This is a genomic window from Pseudomonas sp. GZJR-8, assembly GCF_002916705.1.
Classification (GTDB): Bacteria; Pseudomonadota; Gammaproteobacteria; order Pseudomonadales; family Pseudomonadaceae; genus Aquipseudomonas; species Aquipseudomonas synxantha_A.
The window spans coordinates 95,383-104,967 of record NZ_JXSI01000013.1; the positions used below are offsets into that span (position 1 = coordinate 95,383).

At 61.3% G+C, this 9,585-nt stretch carries 9 protein-coding genes; 5 read left to right on the forward strand and 4 right to left on the reverse strand.

Annotation, left to right across the window (positions count from 1 at the left end; genetic code table 11):
* Positions 1–214 precede the first annotated feature (214 nt).
* From TK42_RS22475 to TK42_RS22495, 5 genes are read left to right on the forward strand one after another with little or no spacing between them, the layout of a single operon-like run.
* Positions 215–1,864, forward strand: a complete 1,650-nt coding sequence (locus tag TK42_RS22475) for an AMP-binding protein (protein ID WP_032875355.1) — start codon at positions 215–217, stop codon at positions 1,862–1,864.
* Between the two features lie 21 nt (positions 1,865–1,885).
* On the forward strand, positions 1,886–2,653 hold the full coding sequence (locus tag TK42_RS22480; RefSeq protein ID WP_103735160.1) for an SDR family NAD(P)-dependent oxidoreductase: 768 nt from the start codon (positions 1,886–1,888) through the stop codon (positions 2,651–2,653).
* 11 nt (positions 2,654–2,664) lie between these two features.
* Positions 2,665–3,849: an acetyl-CoA C-acyltransferase gene (locus TK42_RS22485; RefSeq protein ID WP_103735161.1), complete on the forward strand. Its 1,185-nt coding sequence runs from the start codon at positions 2,665–2,667 to the stop codon at positions 3,847–3,849.
* 9 nt (positions 3,850–3,858) lie between these two features.
* The gene (locus TK42_RS22490; protein ID WP_032875350.1) at positions 3,859–4,986 is read left to right on the forward strand and encodes an acyl-CoA dehydrogenase; all 1,128 of its coding nucleotides are present in this window, start codon (positions 3,859–3,861) and stop codon (positions 4,984–4,986) included.
* Positions 4,987–4,997: 11 nt separating this feature from the next.
* Positions 4,998–5,771, forward strand: coding sequence for an enoyl-CoA hydratase (locus tag TK42_RS22495; RefSeq protein WP_103735162.1), 774 nt, complete (start codon positions 4,998–5,000; stop codon positions 5,769–5,771).
* A 136-nt stretch (positions 5,772–5,907) separates the two neighbouring features.
* On the opposite strand, the gene TK42_RS22500 is transcribed toward TK42_RS22495, so the two are convergent.
* The 4 genes from TK42_RS22500 to TK42_RS22515 all read right to left on the reverse strand — a co-directional run bounded on the left by TK42_RS22500 (position 5,908) and on the right by TK42_RS22515 (position 9,356).
* Complete coding sequence (locus tag TK42_RS22500) at positions 5,908–7,059, reverse strand: acyl-CoA dehydrogenase family protein (protein WP_103735163.1); 1,152 nt, start codon at positions 7,057–7,059, stop codon at positions 5,908–5,910.
* A 3-nt stretch (positions 7,060–7,062) separates the two neighbouring features.
* On the reverse strand, positions 7,063–8,163 hold the full coding sequence (locus TK42_RS22505) for an enoyl-CoA hydratase/isomerase family protein (RefSeq protein ID WP_103735164.1): 1,101 nt from the start codon (positions 8,161–8,163) through the stop codon (positions 7,063–7,065).
* Positions 8,164–8,294: 131 nt separating this feature from the next.
* Positions 8,295–9,002: an HPP family protein gene (locus TK42_RS22510; RefSeq protein WP_078821363.1), complete on the reverse strand. Its 708-nt coding sequence runs from the start codon at positions 9,000–9,002 to the stop codon at positions 8,295–8,297.
* Positions 9,003–9,167: 165 nt separating this feature from the next.
* The gene (locus TK42_RS22515; RefSeq protein WP_256584644.1) at positions 9,168–9,356 is read right to left on the reverse strand and encodes a type VI secretion system contractile sheath small subunit; all 189 of its coding nucleotides are present in this window, start codon (positions 9,354–9,356) and stop codon (positions 9,168–9,170) included.
* Between the last annotated feature and the right edge of the window lie 229 nt (positions 9,357–9,585).

Below are 9,585 nucleotides of genomic sequence, written 5' to 3' on the forward strand. Positions count from 1 at the left end.
GTAGAAGCTGGCTTGCAGAGCGTCCAATCACTTGGATCGACCGTTTGATCGGTGGGACCAATGATCGGCGTAGCCGCCGATAGCAGGATTGGCCAAACCAGTCAGCCAAGTTGAAGGCTTTGACCATTGCCCCTGCAACGCTCTGGAGCGACTATTTCAGCCGATTTATCCAGTTAAAAAGTCCTGAAAATAAAAATACAGAAGGATTGAAACGATGCGTGAGTATTTGGCCGCCACCACCGAGTTTGATTATCAGCGCACTGTCGATGCCGCACTGGCTGGCAACCTGCAGGCGCTCAATGCCTGCGTGGAGTGCTGTGACCGCCACGCGCTGCCAGGGCGCATCGCGTTGTTCTGGGAGGGTCGGGACGGGCGCAGCGCCACGTCGACCTTTACTGAATTGCAGGATCAGGCCGCACGCTTCGCCAATTTCCTCCTGGCCCAGGGCGTCAAGCGCGGCGACAAGGTGGCGGGCCTGCTGCCACGTACGGCCGAGTTGCTGGTGGTGGTGTTCGCAACCTGGCGCATCGGCGCGGTGTATCAGCCGCTGTTTACTGCCTTCGGCCCCAAGGCCATTGAACATCGCCTGACCAGCTCCGGCGCGGCGCTGGTGGTCACCGACGCGGTGAACCGCCCCAAGCTGGCCGAAGTCGCCGGCTGCCCGACCATTGTCACGGTCACCGGCGCCAAGGGCGAGGGCATCGTGCGTGGCGACTATAGCTTCTGGGCTGAGCTGCCCAACTACTCCAACGTCTGCGAGCCGGTGTTGCTGGGCGCGGAGGATCCGTTCCTGCTGATGTTCACTTCGGGCACCACCGGTCCCTCCAAAGCACTCTCGGTGCCGCTCAAAGCCATTGTCGCGTTCCAGGGCTATATGCGCGACGCCGTGGACTTGCGCCCTGAAGACGCGTTCTGGAACGTCGCCGACCCCGGTTGGGCCTATGGCATCTATTTCGGTGTGACCGGGCCGTTGTCCATGGGGCATCCGATTACCTTCTACGACGGCCCGTTCACCCTGGAAAGCACCTGCCGGGTCATCAATAAATACGCGATCACCAACCTGACCGGCTCGCCCACGGCGTATCGATTGCTGATTGCCGGCGGCGAGCAGTTCGCCCGTTCAATCAAGGGCAAGCTGCGCATCGTCAGCAGTGCCGGCGAGCCGTTGAACCCGGAGGTGATCCGCTGGTTCGCCGACAACCTGGAGGTGACCATCCACGACCACTACGGCCAGACCGAGCTGGGCATGGTCTTGTGCAATCACCACGGCTTGACGCATCCGGTGCATGTGGGCTCGGCGGGGTTCGCTTCGCCCGGGCACCGCATCGTGGTGCTGGATGACAACCACCAGGAACTGCCAGCCGGGCAGCCCGGCATTCTGGCCATCGACCGCGAGCAATCGCCGATGTGCTGGTTTGCCGGCTACGACGGTGTGAAGACCAAAGCCTTCGTCGGCAAGTACTACCTCAGTGGCGATACGGTGGAATTGAACCCCGACGGCAGTATCAGTTTTGTCGGGCGCAGCGATGACGTGATTACCACTTCCGGCTACCGCGTGGGGCCATTCGATGTCGAAAGCGCCCTGGTCGAACACCCGGCGGTGGTCGAGGCCGCCGTGGTCGGCAAACCATGCCCTGAGCGTACTGAACTGGTGAAAGCCTTCGTGGTGATCAGCGAGCAATACCGCGCCACCCCGGAACTGGCCGAAGAGCTGCGCCTGCATGTACGCCAGCGCCTGGCCGCCCATGCTTACCCACGGGAAATCGAATTTGTCAGCGACTTGCCCAAAACCCCGAGCGGCAAGCTGCAACGCTTCATTTTGCGCAATCAGGAAATAGCCAAGGCCCAGGCGGCCGTGGCTTGATCCCTTTCAAAGGAAACAACGATGCAGATTGAAAACAAGGTATTTCTGGTCAGCGGCGGTGCTTCTGGCCTCGGCGCGGCCACGGCTGACATGCTCATCGCGGCCGGCGCCAAAGTCATGCTGGTGGACTTGAACGCTGACGCCGTTGCCGCCAAGGCCACGCAACTGGGCGACAACGCTCGTAGCACCGTGGCAGATATCTGCCAGGAAGCCGCTGCCGAAACTGCCGTGAAGGCAGCGGTGGAGGCGTTTGGTGGTTTGCATGGCCTGATCAACTGCGCCGGTGTCGTGCGCGGCGAGAAAATCCTTGGCAAGAACGGCCCGCATGGGCTGGCCAGCTTTGCCCAGGTGATCAACGTCAACCTGATCGGCAGCTTCAACCTCTTGCGCCTGGCCGCTGCGGCGATCGCAGAAACCGAAGCGAATGCTGACGGCGAGCGCGGTGTGATCATCAATACCGCCTCGGTGGCGGCATTCGATGGGCAGATCGGCCAGGCCGCGTATGCCGCGTCCAAAGGTGCGATTGCCAGTTTGACCTTGCCCGCCGCTCGGGAACTGGCGCGTTTCGGCATCCGCGTGATGACCATCGCTCCGGGCATTTTCGAAACCCCGATGATGGCCGGCATGACTCCGGAAGTTCGCGACTCCCTGGCCGTTGGCGTGCCGTTTCCACCGCGCCTGGGCAAACCCGCCGAATATGCCGCGCTGGTGCGACATATCCTTGAAAACAGCATGCTCAATGGTGAGGTGATCCGTCTCGACGGTGCCTTGCGTATGGCCGCCAAGTAAGGAGTGCCTGTATGAACGACCCTATTGTGATTGTCAGCGCCGTGCGCACGCCCATGGGCGGGTTCCAGGGCGACCTCAAAAGCCTGACCGCACCGCAGCTGGGCGCCGCAGCGATTCGTGCCGCCGTTGAACGCGCCGGTATCGCCACCGATGCGGTGGACGAGGTGTTGTTTGGCTGCGTACTGCCGGCCGGGCTCGGGCAGGCACCTGCACGCCAGGCGGCCCTGGGCGCCGGCCTGGACAAGTCCACCCGCTGCACCACCCTGAACAAGATGTGCGGCTCGGGCATGGAGGCGACGATTCTCGCCCACGACTCATTGCGCGCCGGCAGCGTCGATGTGGTGATCGCCGGCGGCATGGAAAGCATGTCTAACGCACCGTACCTGCTGGATCGTGCGCGCAGCGGCTACCGCATGGGGCACGGCAAGGTGCTTGACCATATGTTTCTCGATGGCCTGGAGGACGCCTACGACAAGGGCCGCCTTATGGGCACCTTTGCCGAAGACTGCGCCGAGCACAACGGCTTTACCCGGGAAGCTCAGGATGCCTTCGCCATCGCGTCCCTGACGCGCGCGCAGGAGGCCATCACCCATGGCAGCTTCGCCAGCGAGATCGTCCCGGTGCAGGTCACCGTGGGTAAGGAACAAAAAACCATCCTGCACGATGAACAACCGCCTAAAGCCAGGCTGGACAAGATCGCCAGCCTGAAGCCGGCGTTCCGTGAAGGCGGCACCGTCACCGCGGCCAATTCCAGCTCGATCTCCGACGGCGCCGCGGCATTGCTGCTGATGCGCGAGTCGGACGCCCTTAAACGTGGCCTCAAGCCGTTGGCGGTGATCCACGGGCACGCCGCGTTTGCCGATGAGCCGGGGCTGTTTCCGGTGGCGCCGGTGGGGGCGATACGCACGTTGATGAGCAAGACTGGCTGGCGCCTGGAAGACGTCGACCTGTTCGAAATCAACGAAGCCTTTGCCGTGGTCAGCCTGGTAACCATGAGCAAGCTTGCGATCCCTCACGACAAGGTCAACGTGCATGGTGGTGCCTGCGCCCTGGGCCATCCTATTGGTGCTTCGGGTGCGCGGATCCTGGTGACACTGCTGTCGGCCTTGCGCCAGAAGGGCCTCAAGCGTGGCGTCGCGGCCATTTGTATCGGCGGCGGTGAAGCCACGGCCATGGCCGTTGAATGCCTCTACTAAGGATGACTTATGCTGCCCAATGACGAACAACTGCAAATCAGCGACGCCGCCCGGCAATTTGCCCAGGAACGCTTGAAGCCGTTCGCCGCCGAATGGGATCGCGAGCATCGCTTTCCCAAGGAAGCCATCGCTGAAATGGCCGAACTGGGCTTTTTCGGCATGTTGGTGCCGGAACAGTGGGGCGGTTGCGACACCGGCTACCTGGCATACGCCATGGCCCTGGAAGAAATCGCCGCAGGTGACGGCGCGTGCTCGACCATCATGAGCGTGCACAACTCGGTGGGCTGCGTGCCGATCCTCAAATTCGGCAATGACCAGCAAAAGGCCCAATTCCTCACGCCCCTGGCCAGTGGCACCATGCTCGGTGCCTTCGCATTGACCGAACCCCAGGCCGGTTCCGATGCCAGCAGCTTGAAGACCCGTGCACGCCTTGAAGGCGATCACTATGTGCTCAATGGCTGCAAACAGTTCATCACCTCCGGGCAAAACGCCGGGATCGTGATTGTGTTTGCCGTCACCGACCCGGCAGCGGGCAAGCGCGGGATCAGTGCCTTCATCGTACCCACTGACTCTGCGGGCTACACCGTGGCGCGAGTCGAAGACAAGCTCGGGCAACATGCTTCCGACACGTGCCAGATCCTGTTTGAAGACGTGAAGGTGCCCGTGGCCAATCGCCTGGGCGAGGAGGGCGAGGGTTACAAGATCGCCCTGGCCAACCTTGAGGGTGGCCGTGTCGGCATCGCTTCCCAGTCGGTGGGCATGGCCCGCGCCGCCTTCGAAGCAGCCCGCGACTATGCCCGTGAGCGGGAAAGCTTCGGCAAACCGTTGATCGAGCACCAGGCCGTCGCCTTTCGCCTGGCGGACATGGCCACGCAAATTGCCGTGGCCCGGCAGATGGTGCATTACGCCGCGGCCCTGCGTGACAGCGGCAAGCCGGCGTTGGTGGAGGCGTCCATGGCCAAGCTGTTTGCTTCGGAAATGGCCGAGAAAGTCTGTTCGGCCGCCTTGCAAACCCTGGGCGGTTACGGTTACCTGAGCGACTTCCCCTTGGAGCGGATCTACCGCGATGTGCGGGTCTGCCAGATTTACGAAGGCACCAGCGATATTCAACGCATGGTCATCTCACGCAATCTATAAGGAGCCGATACATGAGTTATGAAACCATCCTGCTTGACGTCCAGGGCCGCGTCGGGCTGATTACCCTCAACCGCCCGCAGGCGTTGAACGCCTTGAACGCGCAACTGGTCAGCGAACTGAACCAGGCGCTGGATAACCTGGAGGCCAACCCAGAGGTCGGCTGCATCGTGCTCACCGGCTCGAAAAAAGCCTTTGCGGCCGGCGCCGACATCAAGGAAATGGCCGAGCTGACTTACCCGCAGATCTACATGGACGACCTGTTCAGCGACAGTGACCGTGTGGCCAACCGCCGCAAGCCGATCATTGCGGCGGTGAATGGCTTTGCCCTCGGTGGCGGCTGTGAACTGGCGTTGATGTGCGACTTTATCCTGGCCGGTGACAGTGCCAGGTTCGGCCAGCCGGAAATCAACCTCGGCGTGCTGCCGGGCATGGGCGGCACCCAGCGCCTGACCCGCGCCGTGGGCAAGGCCAAGGCCATGGAAATGTGCCTGACCGGGCGCTTTATCGACGCCGTCGAAGCCGAGCGTTGCGGGATCGTGGCGCGTATCGTGCCGGCCGATGAGTTGCTGGAAGAAGCGCTGAAAGTCGCTGCCCTGATCGCCAGTAAGTCAGTGCCGATCAGCATGATGGTCAAGGAGAGCGTGAACCGCGCCTTTGAAGTCAGCCTGTCCGAAGGCGTGCGCTTTGAGCGCCGGGTGTTCCACGCGGCGTTTGCGACCCAGGATCAGAAGGAAGGCATGGCCGCATTCGTGGCCAAGCGGGCGCCGGAGTTCAAGGATAAGTAAAACGCTGTGGGAGGGGGCTTGCTCCCGATGGCGGTGGATCAGTCAGCACATCAGCTACTGAACCACGGCCATCGGGAGCAAGCCCCCTCCCACATTTGAACTGCAGTGTTTGACACAGTTTTTTGCAGTGTGTCAGTCAGAGCTGGTAGTGCTTGAGTTCCCTGGCAATCACCATCCGCTGAATCTCGCTGGTGCCTTCGTAAATCTGCGTGATCCGCGCATCCCGGTAGTAACGCTCCACCGGATAGTCTTCCAGATACCCATACCCCCCATGAATCTGCATCGCCTTGGAGCAGACACGCTCGGCCATTTCCGAGGCAAACAGCTTGGCCTGGGAAGCTTCGGACAAGCATGGTTTGCCGGCACTGCGCAGGCGCGCAGCGTGGAGGATCAGCAAGCGTGCTGCGTTCAGCTGCGTTTGCATGTCAGCCAACATGTTGGCCACGCTCTGATGTTCGATGATCGCCTTGTCGAACTGCACGCGATCCCGGGCATAAGCCAGCGCTGCTTCAAAGGCGGCCCGGGCGATGCCCAAGGCCTGGGCGGCAATACCGATGCGCCCACCTTCCAGGTTGGACAGGGCGATTGCCAGGCCCTTGCCGCGCTCACCCAGCAGGTTGGCTTGCGGCACGCTGCATTGGTTGAGCGTAACGGCACAGGTGTCCGACGCACGGATGCCCATCTTGTGTTCGGTGCGGTCGACCACAAAACCCGGGGTGTCGGTAGGCACCAGAAACGCTGAAATACCCTTCTTGCCCAGTTCCGGATCGGTCACCGCAAACACGATGGCCAACCTGGCGCGCTTGCCGTTGCTGACAAATTGCTTGGCGCCGTTGATCACCCATTGGCCGTCTTTCAATTCGGCACGGGTGCGCAGGTTGTGGGCTTCGGAGCCGGCCTGAGGTTCGGTCAGGCAGAAGCAGCCGATGGCCTGGCCGCTGGCGAGTTCGGCCAGCCATGTGTGTTTTTGCTCAGCTGTGCCGTAGTTGAGGATAGGCCCGCAACCCACTGAATTATGGATACTCATCAAGGCGCCCGTGGCGCCGTCACCCGCGGAAATTTCCTCCACGGCCAGCGCGTAGGCCACGTAGTCCACATAGGTGCCGCCCCATTCTTCCGGGACCACCATGCCGAGCAGGCCCAGTTCGCCCATCTTCGCCACCAGCGCGTCGTCGATCCACCCGGCTTTCTCCCAGGCTTGGGCATGGGGAGCAATTTCGCCACGGGCGAAGTCCCGCGCCATGTCGCGGATCATGATTTGTTCTTCTGTGTATTCAAGATCTTGCATGGCTTATTTCTCAATCTGCGCGAAGCTGTGGAAGAAGCTCTCGACGTGGCTGGCATCCAGCGCATTGAGCGTGGGCGGGTTCCAGCGCGGGGCTTTATCCTTGTCGATGATCAGGGCGCGAACGCCTTCAATCAGGTCGCCACGTTCGAACCATTGACGGTCCAGGTGCAGCTCCAGAGCAAAGCACTGTTCCAGCGGGAGGTGCCGACCACGACGCAGCATTTGCAAGGTCACGGCCATGGCCAGGGGCGAGCGGGACTGCATCAGATGGGCGGTAGTCAACGCCCATTCGTGGGTGTCGGCGACCGTAACTGCCTGCAATTGCTCGACGATGCTAGGTACATCCGGCAGGGCGAAGAAGTGATCAATGACCGGGCGCAGGGCCGCCAGCGGCGCATCGGGTAATTGCTGCACCGCCAGTTTGGCGAGCACACCTTGCAAATCCTTGAGGGGGGAATCGCTCCATTGCAACTGGTCGAGCTTGTTGTCCAGGGCGGGGAGTCTGGCACTGTCGATAGACCAGTCGGCCAGCCCGCAATACAGCGCATCGGCGGCACGTATCTGCACCCCGGTCACGCCAAGGTAAGTCCCCAGCTCACCGGGAATACGCGACAGGAAATAGCTGCCGCCTACATCAGGGAAGTAGCCGATAGCCACTTCCGGCATCGCCAGGCGACTGCGTTCAGTGACGACCCGCAGATCCGCGCCTTGTACCAGGCCCATGCCGCCGCCGAGGACGAAGCCGTCCATCAGTGCCACGACCGGTTTACGGTAATGGTGGATGGCCAGGTCAAGGGCATATTCCTCCACGAAGAAATCCTGGTGCAGGGTGTCGCCGTTCTTGAAACTGTCGTACAGCGAGCGGATGTCGCCGCCAGCGCAGAAGGCTTTTTCGCCGGCGCCACGCAGCACCACGGCATAAACCTGCGGGTCATCCGCCCACGCCTGCAACTGCGCCGTCAACTGGCGGACCATGTCGAGGGTGATGGCATTCAAGCCGGCGGGGCGATTGAGGGTGAGGTGGCCGATATGGTTACGCACTTCACTCAGTACTTCCTGCTGAATATCGGCGTGGCTTGCTTCGGATGAAACCTGAGCAGTCATCACTAACTCCCTGCTTTTATTGTTCTTTATCAAGATGTTCGCGGGCGAACCTTCTCGCGATCCTACCAGTGCAAATTTGCCGAGTACAACCGGTAATCATGCAGGTCGTTTTTGCATTTATGCAGCAGGGATCAAGCCGCGCGGTTGGCCAGGACCTCACCGATACTGCGACGTCGTGCATGGCCTTCTGCTGCGTGGATCAGTTGTTCCAGCTCAGTGGGCTCGACATCGTAAAATTGCTCCATTTCGGCCAGCGCCAGCTTGAGGTCGGCCGCTGTAATCGATGGATCGCTCACGGGCTGAATGCCGAGGACGACAGGAGCAGGCTCGGCTGGCCCCTTGGGGTAACGTGTGCGCGTGGCATTGTTATAGAGCAGTGCGCATCCCAGCAGAGCGCCGGCACCCAGCATGACCGGCGCCAGTTCATACCAGCCCAGGGCGATGGACGCAGGGTCGGCCAGTACCAGGGTCATGGCCAGGCCACCGGCCGGTGGGTGCAGGCAACGCAGCCAACAAATCAGGATTACCGTCATGCCCGCCGCCAGGCACGCGCTACCCAGGGTTCGCCCCAGTACCCGTGCCACCAGCAATGCAACGATGCCGGCACACAGGTAACTGCCCATGATCGACCATGGCTGGGCCAGCGCTCCCGATGACACCGCAAACAGCAACACGGCCGAAGCGCCAAGGGGGCCGAGCAAATGCAGGGCGACCTCCATGCCGAATACCTGGGCGCAAGCCCAGACACTGAACATTGTGCCCAAAGCCATGCCGATGCCGGCACGACTCCATTCAGCGGGGCGGGTGTTGATTGCAGCGGGTAACCAGCGAGCGAGCATTTAAAGACGATCCATAAACGGCGGGCGAAAAAAAAGGCCTGCCTGGTTTCCCGGTGCAGCCCTTTGAACGTTCCAACATTTGGGGGAGGAACCCGTGCAGTGTGCCGAGGTTGGTCTGATCGCACCACTGCATATTAATGAAGGTTAAACGCAAATATTATGCAGTTAAAGGGTGTCTCCGAAGGTAATGGGGCCTGCCACAGTGGGCGCTGGTGTGCAGAGTTTGCCCAGCACCCGGTTATTGGCCTCTTCATTGAACAAGCGCTCATGCAGGTTTTCGCGCAATTTGGCGTCGTCGGCCAGTGGCCCCTTCAACGCCACCAGCGCGTCGCGCAATGCCATCAAACGATCCAGTCTTGGTAAAGGTACATTCAACAGTTCCTCTCGCACGGCATTGTCCTCTCAATGAAGTAAGCCATCGCGCTTGGGCAGCCTACAGCGTCCTTGTAGTTATGGCGTGCCTTGACCCAAGCGCTTTCGGGACAGCCCTGACGATCGGGTGGTAGATACTTAACGCACGTGGCAGCGAGTCTACCGTCGGGTTCCAGGCACAGGAAGGGAAAGTGCACCAGCTATTACGCAA